The organism is Arcicella gelida (assembly GCF_034931025.1).
Lineage (GTDB): Bacteria > Bacteroidota > Bacteroidia > Cytophagales > Spirosomataceae > Arcicella > Arcicella gelida.
Window position 1 is genome coordinate 1 of the sequence record NZ_JAYGIL010000025.1, and the last position, 20,646, is coordinate 20,646.

Below are 20,646 nucleotides of genomic sequence, written 5' to 3' on the forward strand. Positions count from 1 at the left end.
TTTAAAATATGAATTCCCACTTGATTTTGAAACGCAATGGTTTGAGAAAAATGCCGAAAAGTGTAAACATTAAACAATAAAACCTCGCAAAAAGTGTAAACCAAAAATAGACCACCCCACTAATTGATGAATTTGAATTACATCTTCATCCTAAATACCAAAAGCGATTTGTAGAAAAATTGACAGAATTATTTCCAAAAATTCAGTTTATTGTTTCTACTCATAGCCCAATTCCTTTGTTGGGAGCACCCCCAAATTCAGTTATTATCAATGTTTCCAGAACAAAAGAAGAAGGCATCAAAGCAGAATTATTAGATATAGATTTTAGTGTACTTACGCCAAATACCATATTAAGCTCACCGATTTTCGGTTTTCAAGACTTAATTCCTGACAGTAAAAGTAATGATAAGATGATTAGGACGGAGGATACTTATAAAGAAGTATTATTTCACGACCAGTTAGATAAACAGATAGATGAATTTTTGACCGAAGAAAATAAACAAGAATTGTTAGACCTATTAAAAGTGAAATAACAATGCGGAAAGTAGTTAAAGACTTAGAAGACATACCTGCACCATTAGTAAGTCAAGAGGCTATTGATAGTTTACAAAACATTATCAGTACAAAAAATAAAAAACTTATTACATCAGACATTTATAGAGGAAAGTATCTTAGAGCAGACGGAAGTAAAGGCGATGCTGTGGTGGAAAAATTGGATGAAATCTATCAAGGGAAGTGTGCTTATTGTGAAGAACGAACGTCAATTTATATTGAACATTATCGCCCCAAAGGTAGAGTGTTAAAGACAAACCATGGAGGATATTATTGGTTATGTTACGAATGGACAAACCTATTACCCACTTGTCATGAATGCAACAAAATTGGAGGAGGTAAAGCAGACCAATTTCCTGTAAAGAATAAACATTTCACGTTTGAAGATTGCAAGATAAATCAAAAATTAGACTCTGCGAAAGTAAAAGCTAATTATTTAAACCAGCATGAAGCTCCTTTTTTACTTCATCCAGAAATTGATGAACCTAAAGAGTTCTTAGCTTTTGAAATTGAGACTAGTGGAAAAGGTATTTCAATGATAGGGCTTGATGGAATAAATGGAAGAGGATTTGAAACTATCAGAATCTGTAATCTTAATCGTCAACCTCTTTTATTGAATAGATTAGATTATATCAATGACTACATTAGTAATCGCATCAAAAAGATATTATTAGGAAAGTATTCAAAACCCGATGTCCCAAAACATACATTCAAGTCGGAAATCAAGGAGCTTTTTGAAGACTTAGATAAAGACAAAGTAGTACTAACAAAACCGTTAACGCTCTTGAGATGGTTTGTTATGGAAAGTGTAGATAATTTCCAAAAACTTATCATTAATAAATTACCAAAAAAAGAACAGGATGTTATCCTTGCTTATTTCCAAGCCTATAAAAATGGCGATTTGTAAGTTTTTTCACTAAATTCGTACAGTAAATCTATTCACTTCAATCTAAAAATCAACATGAGAGGTAGCTTAAAGCTCATTACTGGTTTGTTGGTTGCTACTTGTTCCCAAATGGCAACAGCTCAGCAAGCACCCACCACCAATCCTTACAATGGCAACAAACGTTTTGAACAACTAGAAACAATTTTGCCAACTCCAAACTCTTATCGTACTGCTTCTGGCAGCCCCGGAAAAGAATATTGGCAACAACGTGCTGATTATGATATCAAAGCGGAATTGGATGATGTAGAACGCAAAATTACTGGGACTGAAACCATTACGTACTTCAACCAATCGCCTGATGAATTGCCTTATTTATGGTTACAATTAGACCAAAATTTATTTCAGAAAGATGCTATTGGGGCAAATACAAGAACTGGAGGAATTTCAGGACAAGCGTCTTTTCAACAATTCAAAGATTTGACTGATACTAAAAAGTACGGTTACAATATTTTATCAGTGAAAGATGCGAAAGGAAATCCTTTGAAGCATACAATTAACCATACCATGATGAGAATTGATTTGCCAACACCATTGAAATCTGGTGCTTCGGTATCATTCTCTATCGACTGGAATTATTTAATTACAGAATATTATGGTCGTTCGGGTTATGAGTTCTTTTCTAAAGATGGCAACGTAAATTACTTCATCGCTCACTGGTTTCCACGCATGGCAGTTTACAACGACGTTTACGGCTGGCAACACAAACAGTTTTTAGGGCAAGGTGAATTTACCCTTACTTTCGGAAACTATAAAGTGGCTTTAACCGTACCAAACGACCACGTAGTAGGTGCTTCTGGTGAATTACAAAACCCTGCACAAGTACTTTCGGCTGAACAATTAAAACGTTTGGAAAAAGCAAAAACTGCTACTCGTCCAGTGTTAATTGTTTCGCAAGAAGAAGCAGAAAAGGCTGAAAAAGGCAAACCAACAGGCAAGAAAACCTGGATTTTCAAAGCAGATAATGTTCGTGACTTTGCTTTTGCAAGTTCTCGTAAGTTTATTTGGGATGCCATGCAAGTTGACGTTGAAGGCAAAAAGGTTTGGGCGATGTCTTTATATCCAAAAGAAGGAAATCCACTTTGGGGACAATATTCTACGATGGTGGTAGCTCATACACTTCGTTCGTATTCAAAGCATACCGTAGCATATCCTTATCCAGTGGCTTATTCTTGTCACTCTACTTCGGGTGGCGGTATGGAGTATCCAATGATTTCATTCAATGGCGGTCGCCCAGAAGCTGATGGCACTTATTCTGAACAAGTAAAAGCAGGAATGATTGGCGTAATCATTCACGAAGTAGGTCATAACTTCTTCCCGATGATTATCAACTCTGACGAGCGTCAATGGTCATGGATGGACGAAGGTTTAAATACTTTCTGTCAGTATTTAGCAGAACAAGAGTGGGATAGAGATTTCCCTTCTCGTCGTGGCGAAGCTCAGTACATTGTTCCTTACATGAAAACTGACCCAACACAACAAGTACCAATTATGACTAATTCAGAAAATATCATGGCTTTTGGTCCGAATGCTTATGCAAAACCAGCAACAGCCTTGAATATTTTGCGTGAAACAGTAATGGGACGTGAATTATTCGACCATGCTTTCAAAGAGTATGCTCGTCGTTGGGCATTTAAGCAGCCTTATCCTGCGGATTTCTTCCGTACTATGGAAGATGCTTCTGGTGTTGACTTAGACTGGTTCTGGAAAGGTTGGTTCTATGGTGTTGAACCAGTAAACCAAACGCTTGAAACCGTAGAATGGTTTGGCATTGATAATGTTGACCCTTTGGCTAAAAATGAAGCAGCTAAAAAAGAGGCAGAAGCAAAACGTCAAACGATGAGTAACATTCGTAACAAAACGGATATTCCTAAAACCGTGGTTGAAGAAAATCCTGACATGAGAGATTTCTATAATTCTTACGACCGTTTTGCTACTTCTGAAGCTGATAAAAAGAAATTTGAACAAACAATGGCTTCACTTTCAGATGATGAAAAGAAATTGGTGAATTCAAACAAAAACTTCTACGTATTGAACGTGAAAAATAAAGGAGGTTTACCAATGCCAGTGATTGTAAAAGCAAATTACGAAGACGGAACAAGCGAAGTATTTAGATACCCTGCTGAAATCTGGCGTTTGAATGACAAGGAAATCAAAAAAGTAATTCCTACGGATAAAAAAGTAGCGAAATGGACATTAGACCCATTCTTGGAAATTGCTGACATCGAAACAGAAGACAACGTTTTCCCAAGAGAGCCAGAACAACCAAGTCGTTTCCAAGTATTCAAAGCACAGCGTCAGCCACAGCCAAACCCAATGCAACAACAACAAAAAGCTGGTGCTGTACAAGGTGCGAAGAATTAATTTCAAGGTTTTTTCTCGATTTTTTTCTAAAAACGTTAAAAATACTTGAAAGTTTGACTTGATATATTTCAATACTCAAACGAGTAAAAAATCAAAAAAGCCATGATAATTGAATTTATCATGGCTTTTTTATTGTTATCCTTTATTTTTTCAAAACCTTAGACAAAAAAGTTGCCCAGACGGAAACCATCTGGGCAATCTTAGTAAATAGTTCTACACCTATTAACTGCGAAGTTACAGCAAAAAATGCTATGATGTCAAGTGTTTTCTTAAAAATTCTTAAAAAAATTTCAAAATTATATCAAATACCAAAAGAATGAAGGCTTAAAACTTTTGTAACTATCTTTGCAGAAACAAACAAATCGCTTAGTGAATACTTTAGCAACACGTATTGAAAGCATTCTTGAAGAAAGAAAAACTCAATCTCTTTTTCGCTCACTTCGTACTACAGAAAATTTAATCGATTTTTGTTCGAATGATTATTTGGGTTTTGCACAATCAGAAAAACTCAAAACTGCCATTCATCAGCAAACTATTGATGGAAATTTTCCAACTGGTGCGACTGGTTCAAGATTATTGGCGGGGAATACTTCATTTGTAGAAAATTTAGAAAAACAAATTGCTCATTTCCACAAAGCGACAGCAGGATTAATTTTCAATTCAGGTTATGATGCAAACGTAGGCCTACTCTCGTCGATTCCACAAAAAAATGATGTATTGATTACCGACGAACTGATTCACGCTAGTATGATTGATGGTGCAAGATTGAGCTACGCTACTCGCTATAAATTCAAACATAACGATGTTGAAGATTTAGCTAAAAAATTGACTAAAATTGAAGAAGACAAAACAAGTAATCTTGCTTTAAAAAACATTCAAGTATTTGTAGCCATTGAATCTGTTTATTCGATGGATGGCGACCTCGCTCCTCTTGTCGAAATCAGTAATCTTTGTTCACAATTTGGTGCCAATCTGATTGTCGATGAAGCACACGCTACAGGCGTTTTCGGAAAACATGGCGAAGGCTTAGTCAATGAATTGAATTTAGAAGATAAAGTTTTTGCCAGAGTAATTACTTTTGGCAAAGCCTTGGGCTGTCACGGAGCGATTGTTTTAGGAAGTAATTCATTGAGAGATTATCTCATCAATTTCGCTCGTGCTTTTATTTATACCACTGCCGCACCAATTCATAGCCATATTAGCGTAAAATGTGCTTATGATTTGATGCAATCTGCCAGTTTTTCTAATCAAAATTTACATCATCTCATTCAATTCTTTCAAAAACAAGCAAGCTTAAATCCAGCGATTGATTTAATCGAAAGTACTTCTGCTATTCAGTGTATCGTTATTCCTGGAAATGAAAACTGTAGAGCCATAGCGAGTACTTTACAAGCAAAAGGCTTGGACATTCGTCCAATCGTTTCGCCAACTGTGCCAAAAGGCAAAGAACGTTTAAGAATCTGTCTGCATGATTTTAATACAGAAACAGAGATTTTACAGATTTTTGAAGTATTGAACAAATTATAAATTGAAGTATTTATTCATGAAACAACAATATATCATTGCAGGAATCGGAACCGAAATCGGTAAAACTTTTATTTCAAGTATTTTAACAGAAAGTCTCGAAGCAGATTATTGGAAACCTATTCAATCTGGTGCTTTAGATTTCACCGATACCAATACTGTACAACATTTAATCACTAATTCAAAAACGGTTTTTCATCCAGAAGCTTATCGCTTAAACGAACCACTTTCTCCTCACGCAGCGGCGGCGATAGATGGCGTTGAAATTGAATTATCTAAATTTGAATTACCAGTTACAGACAATAACTTAATTGTAGAATTAGCAGGCGGTTTGATGGTTCCTTTAAATGAAAAATCAACCAATCTTGATTTGATTAAGCAATTAGCGCTTCCAGTTATTTTAGTTTCTAAAAATTATTTAGGAAGTATCAATCATACTTTGCTTTCAATAGCAATACTAAAAAGTAACAATATTGACATCAAAGGAATTATTTTCAATGGTGAAAATAATCCATCTTCTGAGGAATATATCTTGAATTACACGCAAGTAAAATTGCTAGGAAAAGTAGCTCAAGAATCAAATATTGCTCAAGAAACCGTAAAAAAATATGCAGAACACTTCAGAAAAACACTTTGTCATTGATGAACATCTGGAATATCCAGTTGAAAACATACAAAATCCCGTTATCAGTAATTTGAGTGAAAGAGATGCAAAAGTACTTTGGCATCCTTTTACGCAACATCAAACTGCTCCTTTTTCTATTCCAATTGTGCGTGCTGAAGGCGTTTATCTTTTTGATGAAAATGGCAAAAGATACATTGATGCCATTGCTTCGTGGTGGGTGAATTTACATGGACATTCTCATCCATACATTGCCCAAAAAGTAGCCGAACAATTTCTGAAATTAGAACAAGTAATTTTTGCAGGATTCACCCATGAACCTGCTGTTCGTTTGGCAGAGCGATTATTAGAACTTTTACCAGATAATCAACAAAGAATTTTTTATTCTGATAATGGTTCTACTTCCGTAGAAGTGGCGATGAAAATGGCTTTTCAGTATTTCCACAATCAAGGAATTACGAAGAAAACCAAAATCATTGCGCTTGAAAATGGTTATCATGGCGATACTTTCGGTACGATGGCAGTTGGGGCAAAAAGTGCTTTTACAGCACCTTTCAACCCATTTCTTTTTGAAGTAATTTATTTACCAATTCCGCTGAAAGGTCAAGAAACAGAAGCGTTACAAGCCATGAATGCACTGATGAATCAGGCAGATGAAATAGCTGCTTTTATCTTTGAGCCTTTAATTCAAGGTGCGGGCGGAATGGTGATGTATGAACCCGAAATCTTGGAAAAATTACTAACGATAGCGAAAAGAAACGGAATCTTGACCATCGCCGACGAAATCATGACGGGCTTTTATCGTACAGGTAAAATGTTTGCGACCGATTACTTAACGGTAAAACCAGATATTTTCTGTCTTTCAAAAGGACTTACAGGTGGGGCAATGGCTTTGGGTGTTACTTCTTGTACACAAGAAATTTATGAAGCATTTCTTTCAGATGATAGACGTAAAACGCTTTTTCATAGTCATTCATTTACTGCCAACCCATTGGCTTGTACGGCTGGTTTGGCAAGTTTAGATTTATTATTGAGTGATGAAACGCAAGCACAAATTCAACAAATCAATACTTTACACAAAAATTTTAGCCAGAAAATAGCCATATCCTACCAACATAAAATTGAAGATATTCGATTGAAAGGTACGATTCTGGCGATTGAAATTAAAGTAGCAGAAGGCACTTCATATTTTAGCAATATGCGAGATATAGCTTATAATTTCTTTCTGGAAAAAGGAATTTTGATGCGACCGCTCGGAAATGTAATTTACTTGCTAACGCCATATTGTATTAGCGAAGAAGATTTAGATTATGTGTATGCTTGTATCGAAGAGTTTTTGGAGGAAATCTAAAAGAAAAGGTGAATTACTAAATGGTAGTTCACCTTTTCTTTTACAGATAAAATCTCACATAACAAACAAGGATAAATTTATTCTTGCTCTTCTTTAACTTCTTTCCAAATTCAATCAAAAACATATATGAAAAAGATTTTACTTGTACTGCTTTGCTGTGCTTTTTCCTCTTTAGCTTTCGCCCAAAACCCTAATCAAAAAACTTATTGTAATCCCGTCGATATTGGTTATCGTTACAATTTTGAGCAATTAAATGAAAAGATTTCCTACCGCTCGGGTGCAGACCCTGTGATTATTAATCACAAAAATGAATATTACCTTTTTGTCACTATTTCTGGCGGTTATTGGCATTCAAAAGATTTAATCAATTGGGATTATGTAAAGCCAAGTATGTGGCCGATGGAAGATATGTGTGCTCCTGCGGCTTTGTCGGTTCGGGATACTTTATACTTGTTTCAATCTACTTTTGAACAACGTCCGATTTTATTCAGTACTGAACCCGAAAAAGGTAAATTACAATTTTACAATCGTTGGTTACCTCGTTTGCCTCAGTACATTGGACCTTGGGACCCTGCTTTGTTTTATGACGAAGAATTAGATAAATGGTACATGTATTGGGGTTCATCGAATGTGTATCCGATTTTTGGAGCAGAATTAGACAAAAAACGAAACCTTACTTATGCTTCTACATATAAAGGTTTAATCTATCTCGACCCCAAAAATCATGGTTGGGAACGCTTTGGTCGTGACCACCGAGATACCATCAAACCCTTTACGGAAGGTGCTTGGATGACCAAACACAATGGTAAGTATTTCCTTCAATATGGTGCTCCCGGCACAGAATATAATGTTTATGCCAACGGTACTTACCTTGGCGATAATCCACTCGGACCTTTTACGTACGCTCCATATAATCCTATTTCATATAAACCAGACGGATTTTTGACTGGTGCTGGTCATGGGAATACCTTTCAAGATAATTATGGGAATTATTGGAATACTGGCACGCCTTGGATTGCTGTCAATTGGAATTTTGAAAGAAGAGTAGCCATGTTTCCGACAGGTTTTGATGCCGATAATCAGATGTTTGCCAATACTCGTTTTGGGGATTTTCCACATTTTTTACCAACTAAAAAATGGACACAAAAAGATGAATTATTTACAGGTTGGATGCTACTTTCATACAAAAAACCTTGCACGGCTTCCTCTGTACGAGATACTTTAGTGGCGAATAAAGTCACCGACGAAAATCTTCGTTCTTTCTGGGTTGCCAATACCAACAAAGCAGGCGAATGGCTAACGGTTGATTTGCAAAATATACAAGAGGTAAAAGCTTTACAAGTAAATTTCACCGATTATAAATCTGATATTTTTGATAGTAACGAAGAACGTGTATTTGCTCAATTCAAATTTTATGCTTCAAATGATAACAAAACTTGGCAATTGATTTATGATAATAGCAATGAACCCAAACGTGACCGTCCCAATGCTTATGTAGAATTGCCTCAAGCAGTAAAAGCTCGTTACATCAAGTACGAAAACATTCATGTGCCGATGCCAAATTTGGCGGTGAGTGATATTCGTATTTTTGGAAATGGAATGGGTAAAGCTCCACAAACTCCGAAGCAATTAAACGTAAAACGCCAATCAGATACTCGTAATGCTGATATTACTTGGGAGAAATCGCCGAATGCAGTAGGTTATAATATTTTGTGGGGCATTGCTCCAGATAAATTATACCAAACGTATCAGATTTGGGCGGATGCACCGAACAGTTTAGAATTAAGAGCTTTGACGGTCGGACAAAAATACTTCTGTGCCATTGAAACTTTCAATGAAAATGGCGTTTCGGTACTGAGTGAAGTAAAAGAAATAAAATAGTAGCACGGCATTCCAAGCCGTGTATAAAATAAATTCTAGCTTGTTGCTCGTGCGACACGAGCAACAGCAAAGATTGAACAGTAAATTGATATTTTATCCTGTAAAATATCTGAACGACAATCGGATTACTAACGTCTATTTCCCTTGATTTATGATTGACGGAAGGATAAATCTCAAAGCCTAATTTCTAAACCTCAAAGCCACACTAAAATATCTCAAAGACACAGTCATATATCAAAAAGCCTAATGTCTAAATCTAAAATCCACAACAAAATATCTAAATGCCCAAGTTCTAAATCTAAAATCCACAATAAAATATCTAAATGCCTAAACTCTAAATCTTAAATCCATAAGCATATACCTAAATGCCCAAGCTCTAAGTCTAAATGATGGATGAATAAATCTAATATCACTAGCTAATATTGATAATGATGTAGACGATAGTTTTCTTGCGATACTCAGTTTTACCTTAGATGTCCCTTCTTTTGAAAGAGATGCCCTTAATTAATCCGTATTCGTAGCTCTTCACACCAAAGATGACCTTGATATAGGCTTTTACGTCCAAAGCAATATCCAATAAGCCCGTTTTATCATGATATAGCAAGGTGTTTTTTGTCGAGCGACTGCCCGAATATTCTACGTGGGTGTTCATTACAGCTAAGTTGCAAGCCCTTAATTGATTGATGTACGCTTTCAAGGTAGGAATCTGTAAAGGAATTTCATTGGGATGATACTCTGGATGAGCTGCAAGGAGACGTACAAGCGCATCTAAATGTTCAACCAAGTAATTATAACTCTGTTGCGAAGTAGAGATAGTTACGATAGGTTCTTCAGGCGTTTCTTTTTTCATTCTTTTAAGGGTAGATAAAGCTTTTTTACCTTGAATTTTGCGGTTGATAGCTTTTGCTCTCGCCACAGTTAGGTCATCCACGCCTGATATTCTGAAAGCATTAACCAATTTAGTTGATAATGACTTTAACGACGCAAAAGCCTCTTGTCGTTGACTAATCGCATGATTTTGAGCCACCACTTTAAGCGAATGTTCAGCCAAAGCCGCCTTCGTTTTAGTCAGTAAAGCCTGTAAATTAGCAATTTTCAAATCCTCACGAGAAGGATTATAACGCTCTTCAAAATTAATACAATAAGAAATAAGGGTTTCGAAATTAGCAAGGTTCTTAGCTTGCCCTGATTCTGAGGTAGTTGACATGACTGTAGAGGGTTTTGGTTTGGTTTATTGGTTGTGGTAGAATGTGCTTTGTGAAAATAGCATCAAAAACAACATTATTTTATTACTCAGATTCTTTTGTCGATGTTATTTCACTGTAATTAAATTCTACTTTACTTTGGGTAATAACTTCGTTCAATACATTATTAAGATAGCCCATTTCAATCGTATTTATAAAGCGTTGTTTAAGTATTGGGATATTGATTATTTCTTCAATACAATTCATATACTTATCAATAATTGCTTTTACTAAATATATTTTGTGTGCGTTCTCTTCTATTTTAGTTGAGATAACATCAACAGATTCATCAGATTTAATGACAAAGCTTATCGGGAACTTCTGTATTTTATCTATATCAAGAAAGTACTTTTTAAAATCAAGTGTTTCAGTGACTTGAAAAAAACGACCTAGTGGACGCATTACAAAGTCAATTCCACCGTCATTCGCATTCGTTCTTCCAGTTTTATAAAGCTTTAGATTTTCTTTTGTGAGTTTATCTATTTCAAAACCCCAGAATATTGTTTGGTCTTGATAATAATATTTTAAAATGGAATAGCTTACAATTTCAAAAAGCCTTGCATCAACATTTGGAGCTAATAAGTTATTAATGAAATCAATTACTTCTTCAGGGTTTGAATTTTCTATTGCCTGTAATTCTTCACAAACATCTACAAAACGTTGAAAAGAATCTTGTTTGGTTTTGATGTATTCATCAATAATTTCAAGAATAACGGAGGCTAAATTATATGTTTCGATACCTACTTTTACTTTAAGTAGATTTTCATTAATCCAATATCTATTGGTTTCATGATTTCTTAAAATGGGAATGATTTCATCATTGGGAAAATACTTTTGAAATTCAGCATTCATGCGATTATTGAGTGCATGGTTTTGAAGTTTACTGCCAAAAGGTAGCTCTCTTTGACGTGTGAATAGCTTACTGAATTCAGCTCCTTCGTATTCAGAATAAGTATTTGTTGATTCGAAGTTTTTGGAAATGTAATCTTCCAGAATCACGTAAATAGCATAGAGGTTAGCAAAACTAGAGCGAGCCTTTGAACCCTTATTAGCCGAACGAGTTTTTAAATTAATGTATTGAATCAGATGACTATTGTTGAAAATATCATTAGCATTTTCCCCGAATTTATGATTGAGGATTGTCTTAATATTAGTCGTGAATAGGTGTTCCATTGGGTTCTTCAAAGAGTGTTAAGTTGTAGTTATTTGTTAATCTTTCTGTTTCAAATGTTCTTACTTCTTTTTCAAGTTTTTCACCCTTATACTCTTTTGCTAATTGAAGTCTTCTTAAACCTATTTTGATATATTCTTCTTGTAATTCAATACCAATACATTTTCTGTTTAATGCTTTAGCTACAGCACAAGTAGTAAAAGTGCCAGAGAAGGGGTCTAAAACTAAATCATTTTCGTTTGAACTTGCTTTGATGATACGTTCGAGTAGTGCGATAGGTTTTTGTGTAGGATGATTTTCGTATTCATCCATTCGATAACGAACCCTTGAGAATTCCCAAACATTGCCAGGAACTTTCTCTGAATTATAAACCGTTGGAATAGCTTTACGGTAGTCAATTAGCTTTCTTTTTGCTCCTGTTTTAGCTTCTACCAAAATATCATTGGCGTTGAAAGTATAGCTATTTTTATCTTTCACACAAAAAAGAATAGGTTCATACATTGACCCAAAATACTTTTTGGCTTGTACTCCAGAACTATCATAACTCCAAATGACTCTTGATAAAATATCTAGTTTCTTACGTAAGTAAATATCAAAAAAAGGCATAAACTGTGTAGCCGTCATTACATAAAAACTACCATTGGGCTTGAGCTTTTTTAAACAAAGGTCAATCCATTGATAGCACCAATCTAAATATGCTTCTTCACTTGCCCATTTTTCAATATGTCCACTAAAGTTTTTGCCAATATTATAAGGAGGGTCAGCAAAAATCAAGTCAACAGAATTATCTGCTACTTGCGTTTGCAAAGCTGTCAAAGCATCTCCGTGAATAATTTTATGATTATTTGTGCCAAAAATTTCCATTGTCGAACTGGTTGTACTAATAAATATAGACAAATTTAGTTATTCCTGACAATAAAGAAGGGTAGAAGCCTATAAAATGCCTCCTTCAAAAGTATTTTACAACTTCTTCACAAAATGGTGACTACTAATCTGAAAACTTTCATCAAACGGTAACCGCAAGGGTTTACCGCTACAGGTGTACATGATATAAAGAAAAGAGGCTAATGACAAATCTATTATCCATTGTCTTATTTTTAATGGCTTTATGGAATAATGAATCTTTTATTCTTTTTTATTCTCCTCTTTACACCAAACAAGGATACTACCTACATTATAACATCCATTAGGTAATGTATTAAAGAATTTATCAAATGAATCTTTCATATTCAAAGTTGACTCAAGTTGCTCAAGCAAATGAACAATCTTATCTGCTTCTTTGATTTTTCCGACATAGACTTCTGGAGTCCAGTATTGTTTTGTTGATTCTTTATTAAGGGTAGAATATTTTATTGAATAAATAACACCATCAGTACCAATACGCCAACCTTTTATATCTTTTCCATCACGCATAGAGAAGATGCCTGCATTATTGAACATCACGTAAATCTGTTTGGCTATTTCGGTGTCAATCTTTACTGTATTCTTATATTCTTTATGACGTTTAGGTTTATTCTCCTTGTAATTACCTTCTTGATTGGAGTCAGATATTTTAGTAGTAAAATTTGTTAATGTTCCTTTAAAGTTTTTGAAATCTTTAGTCCAAATACGAATACATTGTCTTTCTGAAGTAAAACTAAAATCTAAACTATCACTATGGTTTTTACCAATAGAAAATAGCTTTTTAGACTTTGTATTTACTTCATGAAGATGAATATCGTTACTATTAAAATGAGAATGATGAAAGTAATCGCTACTTTTAATAGTAATGAATGTATAAAAGTTGGTAAGAAAAAAGTAATAAGTAGTGATGGTTGCTAACATATTTTATCAATTTATGAATATAGTCTTGCCATTTATTTACTTTTTTGTTGGGTTTAATCATTTCATATAAGCATATTTTAGCACTTTCATTTACTTCAAACTATCAAACTCAATAAACTGATATTCTGGCGAAGATTCCAATAATTGTCTTAAAACAGCAGCATGACCATTCCCAAAAATTACTAATATTCTATCTTTACTACTTTCAGTTATTTGTTGCAGTTTTCTGAAAATTCGTAAGTTTCTATTATACCACCAGATAGATAAAATATCTGCACCTCTTTGATTGTCTAATTTAAAATCTCCTACCAAATATGCACCATAGCCTAATTTATGAGATTCGCTGGTATTGATATTTTTAATGTATTTCAATAGGTTGGTAGTTGCAGGTAGTTTTTCTTGATAATCAAACCATTTCATATACATTGCATTGAACTTATCGTCATTTTGGAAATCAAAATCCTTGAATAACTTTTGAAAATATACTGAATCTAATTTTACTAAATCTTCATCAAAAGAATCAGCATCAATACCATAGATAGTATCTATTTTCATTTCATTAGCTACTCTCAACGCTATTTGGTAGCGTTCGTCTCTTTCATTTCTTGAATTTCCCGCTTTATATTTTCTGAGTTTTTCTGTAGCATTCCATTTTGGTGCGGCTTCAATAGCAATTTTTGTAGGTTTGAATTGTTTAATATAATTTACCAATTCTGTAACTTCAGATTTTTTGGGTTCCTTTAGTACATCAATTTTATCGGTATCATTTACTTTATTGATGTCTAAATTAGGATAATCAAAATGAAAAGTACCTACCACTAAAACTTGTGCTTTTTCTTTAGGAAAAAATGAAGAAGGTTGTTTGATTTCGTTTTTTTGTCCGAATAGACTAAATGTATTGATTATTAATACAATTGTGGAGATTAGGTTTAAGGGCTTCATTAGAGATAACTTGTTAAAGTCTTTGGGTTTAGATTTTTATTAAATGTTAAGATAACTTCTTTACAAAATGGTGGCTACTAATCTGGAAGCCTTTGTTGAGGTATAAACGATGGGCGGTATGGCGGGTTGGACCAGAATCTAGGGTAACACAATCGTAGTTGTTAGCTTTGGCTAAATCTATTACATAATCTAACAAAGCAGTTCCATAGCCTTCGCCTCTTACTTTATCAGAAGTTGTGAGGTCGTCGATATAAATTTGTTTGCCATTATAAAGCATTTGCAAATACCTAAAACCAATGGCAGAAACTACTTCATCGTCTTTTTCAATGTATGCTAATTGATAACCCTCACTAAACATTTGGAGTACTGTTTCTACAAATACTTCTTCCGTAAGATGTGGACGAAGTAAACTTATTACATACCAACATTTGCGAACTTCTGCTTCAGTGTGAGCTATCTTTATGGTCATATTTATTGAGTGAATTTTGAGTTGTGAGTTAGTGAATTAGCGAGTTAGTGATTGAGTGAATTGTGAGTTTTGAATTAAATTCATTATCAAATAGATTCCTATTAGGAGCTGAATTAATTCACCTCCTAATAGGAAAATAACTCCATTCTCAAATCTTCAAATTAAAAAACGCTATTCCTCTTGAAAATCCTCAGAAATCAATTTGCGTAATTGTTGATGAGGACGAAGGTTTGGTCTTTTCGAGAATATCGCTTTGTCGCCACCAGCCGAAGAAGCTTTTGCTTTACTAGCCAGTGTTGCCGTATCGAAATATTGGTCTCTTACAAATTGATTTACTTCATCGGTATTGATAACGTCTCTCACCATTGAACCTTTTCCAAAGCCATCGTTATAAGCACCAATCCTAGAATCAGTTTCTGCCAAACGAGTTTCACGTTCAATCTCTTTGATTTCCTCCAAAAGATTTTTCTTCTGAATTTCCAAAGATTCAAAGCTTGGTAATAATTGTAAATCGTTTTCAAAGATATTCTTTTGAACAATTTGCTCTGCCAAGTCTTTTTCTACTTCTTGCAATTGTGTAACCAATTTTAATTTTTCTTTCTTCAAACGTTTCAAACGTGGGTCAATCTGCAACCATTTCGACCAATAACATTGTAAAACAGGAAAGGCAATACCCAAACAAATAGCACCAGCCAAAGCAAACAAAATACCTGATAACACAAATGACGTTAATGCCCAAGGACTATTCACCAATTTTTCATTCAGTTGGTCGAATACTCTTAATTTTTCATCAATTTGTCGAGTAACATTAGCGGGTAGAGGAGCCGTTGGGTTTAGCGGGTCGAAGCTTTGGTTTTGTAATTGTTTGATAGATTTGTTTACGCCCTCTTTCATTTTATCAGTCTTGTAGGCTTCGTACCTAAACCAACCCAAAATAAAGAGCGTTGCAACGGCAAAAACTACCGTAATACTTTTAAACCAAACATATACTTTTTTAGAGCGTTCTGAATTTGCATCGTTATAAGGCGATTCAATCAAACGTTCGTAAGCTGGTTTTAATAAAATAGAAAGCATTGCCAAGCCAACCGCAAATGACCAAGCTTCAAAATTATTACGAATGTTAAGGGCATACGCAACGATTTCGTGCGAGATAATTAAATCGCCAGCCACAAAAGATACTCCAGCCAAAAAGTAAATAATTCCTGCAAATAAAGAGTATTTATGTGCTACAGCTTTTCTTTTTTCGTATAAAGTGTTCGCCGTTTCTTGATTTTCGTTTAACTGATTTTCAAGACGGTCTCTGTTTTTGCCAGCTAAATTTACATTTAAAATTCTTGCTTGTAGTGCATCAAAAGCTTCTTTAGAGCGAGTTTTAACATGTTCGATTACTTTTTCTAAATCGCTTAGTTCTTGCTTTTTCTCATTTAGTTGACGAGAAAGCCATTCGAAATTTACTTGAGAAGAAAGATAACCTTCATAAGTATTTCTATCCACCGATTCCAAACCACCATGATAGCCATGTTGAAAATCGTAATTTTCGGTATGTGTAGCAGGAGTATTTGCTAGCATACGATTATTGTTGTGTTCAGTATTTTCCATGTTATTCTTCTTCTCCTAAAATTGTTTTCACTTGATTGTTATTCAATTTATTTCGATAGTTCTGTGCCAAATGATATTCACTTTCAAATACTTTAATCAGCATATCTCTTTGGGCTTTTAGCTTTAGATTGATAGTACTCAATTTGGTGAGTTCAGGTAAAATATCTTGTTTTTTCTGGCGATACTTTTCGATTTCAGCTTTATGCTTTTCGATGTCTGCTTCCCATTCTGCTACTTTCTTGATTTTGTCTTTATACAATTGGTTTCGCTTTTGAAAAATGCTAAAATCATCTTTGAAAATCGTAAGATTTCCCAAGAATAATTTTCCAGAAAACATAAATAAAAAGAAGATAAAAGCGAATAAAGCCCAAGCTTGAAGAGGAGGTTTTGAAGCATAGATTTGTGCAAAAACAAAGAACGAAGCCGCCAAAGGCATACCTACTTCTTCTAATAATCTTTTCCAAGTACTTTCTTTACTTTCGTCGTGCAAGAAAGAAATTCTACCAAAAAGGTTGAACATCCCTGCTAGAAATACTCCTAATGCAATAAAAGCAGTTTCTTGAAATTGCCCTTGTAAAGATTCTCTGATAAGATAATAATTACCAACTGCAATGCCCGTAGCAAGTGTTAAGCCCACAACGGTTCTCAATAAATGATGTTGCTCAGTAAATTCTTGATTTTTGAGTGCTTGAATTTGCTGTTCAACTTCTTTTACCAAGCTTTCTTTTTCGTTAATCCAGTAATTAAGCTCACCAATTTCTTCTTGGTGTTGAGCAATCACTTTATCGGTTTCGGCAGTTTGTTGCGAGAAGTAATGACGAATGATAGAAACCTTTTCGTCGGGATTAGAACCCGAAAGCCCGAAAATAACGCCTTCGTCTCGAAGAATATCTTCGTTGATAAGCCAATCGGGTTGGTCATTGATAGGATGTGAAAACGTTGGTGCAGGCTGAGTAACTGTCACCAACGTTTCGTTTGAAGATACCTCTTCTGCGATTGGTATCTCTATATTTGTATTTTCAATGGTAGGTTTGTTGCCACGGAAAACATATTTCAACTTGTCGAAAAAAGACATAAGGTCGTGAATAAATAGTTTCAAGAAAGACCGAATTTGGTAAAAAAAACTTTATTCGACAAAGAAATTATGAGGAATGGCAGATATACAAGTTTTATACTTCTTGTAAAATACCTAAAATGGTAAATAAGATACCAATAAAGGCAGCAAGTCCACCAACAGTTCCTAAGCCAACGATGGCCAATACAATACCAATCCCTAAAAGTATTACGCCAAGTTTCAAGAATGAATTCCAGCTATGAAAATCAACAGGTTGTGCTGACTTTTTCATCTTCTTTTCTAACTTTTTGATGATTAGTTTCTCCACAAAATTAGCTTTATGCGTGCTGGTTACTGTTTTGTTCTCGTTTTTTTGAGCAATGACTTTCTCTAAAAGAGCATTAATTTTTTCTTTTTTTACTTCGCTGATTTGTTCTTGACTTGCTTCTTCAACCTGAATTACTTCAGCAGTAGAAGCATACATTGTTGGGCTTTGTTTTTTGGGAGCCGCCTCAATCATTGAAGTATTGCGTTGAGGTTCAATTTTGGCAATTTCAATGTTAGCTTTTTCAGCTTGATTTTGGGAAATTACAGCCTTCTGTGAAGTACAAGAAACAGCTACAAATACAGCAAAGATGCTGGCGAAAGTTAGTCTAATTGTTTGCATAATACTAGGTTTTAGTTTTGTTAAGAAACGCTGAAAGAATTAATTAATTGCAAAAGAAAAAGCCCAAATCATTATTTTGGGCTTTTTCTGGGAGTAGTTGTTTAAGCTGCTTTTTTCATTTGATGAAAAACGGTTCGCTCAAATTTTTGACGAGCATACTCAAGTGAAATTTTAAATTCTTTTATATCTTCTTGCGAAGGAAGTTCAAACATGGCATCTGTAATGATTGATTCGCAGATTGAACGCAAACCTCTTGCTCCTAGTTTATATTCCATCGCTTGGCTTACGATGTATTCTAAGGCTGGCTTTTCAAATTCTAAATCAATACCTTCCATTTTAAATAATTTATGGTATTGTTTAGTGATAGCATTTTTAGGTTCTGTTAAGATCGAAAGTAATGTTTCGTGGTCTAAAGGATCCAAATAAGTAACCACAGGCAAACGACCTAATAATTCTGGAATTAAACCAAATGATTTTAAATCTTGAGAAGTAACGAATTTCATGACATTTTCTTCCTCAAACATATCCAAGAAAGTATCATCAGAACTAAAACCAATCGGACGAGTATTTAAACGTTTCGAAATATGACGTTTGATACCATCAAATGCACCACCACAAATAAAGAGAATATTTTCGGTATTTACCGCAATCATTTTTTGGTCTGGGTGTTTTCTGCCTCCTTGAGGCGGACAATTCACTACCGCACCTTCTAATAATTTCAATAAAGCTTGCTGAACACCTTCGCCCGAAACATCACGAGTGATAGATGGATTATCAGATTTACGAGCAATTTTATCAATTTCATCAATAAATACAATGCCCATTTCAGCTTTTTCTACATCATAATCGGCAGCTTGCAGTAAACGTGTTAATATACTTTCAACATCTTCACCTACATATCCAGCTTCTGTAATTACGGTAGCATCAGCAATACAAAAAGGTACTTCTAACATTTTTGCAATGGTTTTTGCCATATATGTTTTTCCTGTACCTGTTTCGCCAACCATGATAATATTTGATTTTTCAATCTGAATATCGTCTTGACTTATTTTAATATCGTGTTGCATCAAGCGTTTGTAGTGATTATAAACGGCAACGCAAAGATGTTTTTTTGCTTCGTACTGACCAATCACATATTGATCAATATACTTTTTCATTTCTATTGGTTTCACCAAATTAAACTTTGGTGCTGGTGCTTTACTATTTTTATTTTTTCTGTTTTTCTCAGGATTCAATTCTTGTTGAACTACTTGGTAAGCTTGCGTTACACATTCGTTACACACGTGTCCATCCATACCTTCCATCAATAAAGGTACTTCATTTTGTTTTCGTCCACAAAGGACGCAATGGGCTTGCTGTTGTCTCATATCTTTACACACAAAATTGTGCCTTCATTATTTCCGAAGTAAAATTACTGATTTAAAAACAAAAAATGCTTACTACTTCTGTGGAAGTAATAAGCATTTTTGGGGATACGCTAATTTAATCTTACTTCTTTGTTCAAGATTTTATACTCTTGTCAATACTTCATCAATTAAACCGTATTCTTTTGCTTCTTCTGCACGCATCCAATAGTCACGGTCTGAATCTCTTTCGATTTCTTCGAATGATTTTCCAGAGTGATGTGCCAAGATTTCGTACAATTCTTTACGAATTTTTACGATTTCACGAGCGGTAATTTCAATATCACGAGATTGTCCTTGCGCTCCACCTGAAGGCTGGTGAATCATAATACGTGCGTGTGGCAATGCAGAACGTTTACCTGCTGTACCGCCAGCCAATAATACTGCACCCATCGAAGCCGCCAACGAAGTGCAAATCGTAGAAACGTCTGGACGGATATAGTGCATTGTATCATAAATACCTAAACCTGCATAAACAGAACCACCCGGAGAGTTGATGTACATCATGATGTCTTTCTTAGCATCCGTAGATTCCATAAATAACATCTGAGCTACAATGATATTCGCCATATAATCATCTACAGGTACTCCCATGAAGATAATTCTATCCATGATTAAACGTGAAAAAACATCAATCTGTGCAAAACGCATTGGGCGTTCTTCGATGATGTACTGAGTCATATCTTCAATGAATGGACGACTAGTACCTCCGATATTATTTGCCTGATTCATGTACTGGTCAACTGCCAAACCGTTCAAACCTCTGTGGTGTACGGCGTATTTTCTGAATTCTTCTGAACTTAATTCTTTTGGAAACATAACGTTATTTTATAAAATTGAAAATATGTCGGTTGGTAAATTAAATCAAATAAACCATTTTAGCAATTCTGTAAGCTGGAATTTGCTTGAATGCTTTCTTAATAACTTTCAAAAACCTCAAATAGTTCTAGCAATAATTTTGAAACTTATCAGTTTATTTTTGGTGTTATTCAAAAAATCTTCGACAGCAAAGATGCAAAAACTATGAAATAATTCT

General features: G+C 34.7%; 18 protein-coding genes. 7 read left to right on the plus strand and 11 right to left on the minus strand.

The window, feature by feature from the left end; all coding sequences use genetic code 11:
* Window positions 1–122: 122 nt before the first annotated feature.
* The 7 genes from VB776_RS17570 (at window position 123) to VB776_RS17600 (ending at window position 9,237) form a co-directional block, all read left to right on the plus strand.
* A complete protein-coding gene (locus VB776_RS17570) occupies window positions 123–533 on the plus strand; it encodes an AAA family ATPase (RefSeq protein ID WP_323698258.1) in 411 nt (136 codons plus the stop codon).
* A gap of 2 nt (window positions 534–535) precedes the next feature.
* Window positions 536–1,459, plus strand: a complete 924-nt coding sequence (locus VB776_RS17575; protein WP_323698184.1) for an HNH endonuclease family protein — start codon at window positions 536–538, stop codon at window positions 1,457–1,459.
* A 54-nt stretch (window positions 1,460–1,513) separates the two neighbouring features.
* A complete protein-coding gene (locus VB776_RS17580) occupies window positions 1,514–3,859 on the plus strand; it encodes a M1 family metallopeptidase (RefSeq protein WP_407653845.1) in 2,346 nt (781 codons plus the stop codon).
* A gap of 345 nt (window positions 3,860–4,204) precedes the next feature.
* Window positions 4,205–5,386 (plus strand): aminotransferase class I/II-fold pyridoxal phosphate-dependent enzyme, encoded by a 1,182-nt coding sequence (locus VB776_RS17585; protein WP_323698185.1) that lies wholly within the window; start codon window positions 4,205–4,207, stop codon window positions 5,384–5,386.
* A 16-nt stretch (window positions 5,387–5,402) separates the two neighbouring features.
* Entirely contained in the window at window positions 5,403–6,026 is a 624-nt protein-coding gene (bioD, locus tag VB776_RS17590; RefSeq protein ID WP_323698186.1) for a dethiobiotin synthase, read from the plus strand.
* Entirely contained in the window at window positions 5,992–7,356 is a 1,365-nt protein-coding gene (gene bioA / locus VB776_RS17595; RefSeq protein WP_323698187.1) for an adenosylmethionine--8-amino-7-oxononanoate transaminase, read from the plus strand. The genes bioD and bioA overlap by 35 nt, the downstream gene beginning before the upstream one ends.
* Before the next feature lie 126 nt (window positions 7,357–7,482).
* A complete protein-coding gene (locus tag VB776_RS17600; RefSeq protein ID WP_323698188.1) occupies window positions 7,483–9,237 on the plus strand; it encodes a family 43 glycosylhydrolase in 1,755 nt (584 codons plus the stop codon).
* Window positions 9,238–9,706: 469 nt separating this feature from the next.
* Here the strand turns inward: VB776_RS17600 and VB776_RS17605 are convergent, their stop codons facing one another.
* From VB776_RS17605 to VB776_RS17655, 11 genes are all read right to left on the minus strand, one after another.
* The gene (locus VB776_RS17605; protein WP_323698189.1) at window positions 9,707–10,444 is read right to left on the minus strand and encodes a hypothetical protein; all 738 of its coding nucleotides are present in this window, start codon (window positions 10,442–10,444) and stop codon (window positions 9,707–9,709) included.
* 82 nt (window positions 10,445–10,526) lie between these two features.
* Entirely contained in the window at window positions 10,527–11,654 is a 1,128-nt protein-coding gene (locus VB776_RS17610; RefSeq protein ID WP_323698190.1) for a hypothetical protein, read from the minus strand.
* Window positions 11,632–12,516: an adenine-specific DNA-methyltransferase gene (gene yhdJ, locus VB776_RS17615; protein WP_323698191.1), complete on the minus strand. Its 885-nt coding sequence runs from the start codon at window positions 12,514–12,516 to the stop codon at window positions 11,632–11,634. Before yhdJ ends, VB776_RS17610 begins: the two co-directional genes overlap by 23 nt.
* 261 nt (window positions 12,517–12,777) lie before the next feature.
* Window positions 12,778–13,476, minus strand: a complete 699-nt coding sequence (locus VB776_RS17620; RefSeq protein ID WP_323698192.1) for a hypothetical protein — start codon at window positions 13,474–13,476, stop codon at window positions 12,778–12,780.
* 90 nt (window positions 13,477–13,566) lie between these two features.
* Entirely contained in the window at window positions 13,567–14,418 is an 852-nt protein-coding gene (locus VB776_RS17625) for a DUF5694 domain-containing protein (protein ID WP_323698193.1), read from the minus strand.
* A 46-nt stretch (window positions 14,419–14,464) separates the two neighbouring features.
* Window positions 14,465–14,887 carry a GNAT family N-acetyltransferase gene (locus VB776_RS17630; RefSeq protein WP_323698194.1) on the minus strand — a complete coding sequence of 141 codons (423 nt, stop codon included), beginning with the start codon at window positions 14,885–14,887 and terminating at the stop codon, window positions 14,465–14,467.
* 171 nt (window positions 14,888–15,058) lie between these two features.
* Complete coding sequence (locus tag VB776_RS17635; RefSeq protein ID WP_323698195.1) at window positions 15,059–16,486, minus strand: hypothetical protein; 1,428 nt, start codon at window positions 16,484–16,486, stop codon at window positions 15,059–15,061.
* A 1-nt stretch (window position 16,487) separates the two neighbouring features.
* Window positions 16,488–17,561: a hypothetical protein gene (locus VB776_RS17640; RefSeq protein ID WP_323698196.1), complete on the minus strand. Its 1,074-nt coding sequence runs from the start codon at window positions 17,559–17,561 to the stop codon at window positions 16,488–16,490.
* Between the two features lie 94 nt (window positions 17,562–17,655).
* On the minus strand, window positions 17,656–18,207 hold the full coding sequence (locus VB776_RS17645) for a hypothetical protein (protein ID WP_323698197.1): 552 nt from the start codon (window positions 18,205–18,207) through the stop codon (window positions 17,656–17,658).
* A 101-nt stretch (window positions 18,208–18,308) separates the two neighbouring features.
* Entirely contained in the window at window positions 18,309–19,574 is a 1,266-nt protein-coding gene (gene clpX, locus VB776_RS17650) for an ATP-dependent Clp protease ATP-binding subunit ClpX (protein WP_323698198.1), read from the minus strand.
* Between the two features lie 141 nt (window positions 19,575–19,715).
* Window positions 19,716–20,429 (minus strand): ATP-dependent Clp protease proteolytic subunit, encoded by a 714-nt coding sequence (locus VB776_RS17655; RefSeq protein ID WP_262887504.1) that lies wholly within the window; start codon window positions 20,427–20,429, stop codon window positions 19,716–19,718.
* Window positions 20,430–20,646: the final 217 nt, after the last annotated feature.

Coding starts and splice junctions, on each gene's coding strand:
- VB776_RS17605 (WP_323698189.1), bottom strand. CDS start 10,444: ATGTCAACTACCTCAGAATCAGGGCAAGCTAAGAACCTTGCTAATTTC.
- VB776_RS17645 (WP_323698197.1), bottom strand. CDS start 18,207: ATGCAAACAATTAGACTAACTTTCGCCAGCATCTTTGCTGTATTTGTA.
- VB776_RS17575 (WP_323698184.1), top strand. CDS start 536: ATGCGGAAAGTAGTTAAAGACTTAGAAGACATACCTGCACCATTAGTA.
- bioA (WP_323698187.1), top strand. CDS start 5,992: ATGCAGAACACTTCAGAAAAACACTTTGTCATTGATGAACATCTGGAA.
- VB776_RS17600 (WP_323698188.1), top strand. CDS start 7,483: ATGAAAAAGATTTTACTTGTACTGCTTTGCTGTGCTTTTTCCTCTTTA.
- VB776_RS17640 (WP_323698196.1), bottom strand. CDS start 17,561: ATGTCTTTTTTCGACAAGTTGAAATATGTTTTCCGTGGCAACAAACCT.
- VB776_RS17620 (WP_323698192.1), bottom strand. CDS start 13,476: ATGTTAGCAACCATCACTACTTATTACTTTTTTCTTACCAACTTTTAT.
- yhdJ (WP_323698191.1), bottom strand. CDS start 12,516: ATGGAAATTTTTGGCACAAATAATCATAAAATTATTCACGGAGATGCT.
- VB776_RS17625 (WP_323698193.1), bottom strand. CDS start 14,418: ATGAAGCCCTTAAACCTAATCTCCACAATTGTATTAATAATCAATACA.
- clpX (WP_323698198.1), bottom strand. CDS start 19,574: ATGAGACAACAGCAAGCCCATTGCGTCCTTTGTGGACGAAAACAAAAT.
- bioD (WP_323698186.1), top strand. CDS start 5,403: ATGAAACAACAATATATCATTGCAGGAATCGGAACCGAAATCGGTAAA.
- VB776_RS17655 (WP_262887504.1), bottom strand. CDS start 20,429: ATGTTTCCAAAAGAATTAAGTTCAGAAGAATTCAGAAAATACGCCGTA.
- VB776_RS17610 (WP_323698190.1), bottom strand. CDS start 11,654: ATGGAACACCTATTCACGACTAATATTAAGACAATCCTCAATCATAAA.
- VB776_RS17635 (WP_323698195.1), bottom strand. CDS start 16,486: ATGGAAAATACTGAACACAACAATAATCGTATGCTAGCAAATACTCCT.
- VB776_RS17630 (WP_323698194.1), bottom strand. CDS start 14,887: ATGACCATAAAGATAGCTCACACTGAAGCAGAAGTTCGCAAATGTTGG.
- VB776_RS17580 (WP_407653845.1), top strand. CDS start 1,514: ATGAGAGGTAGCTTAAAGCTCATTACTGGTTTGTTGGTTGCTACTTGT.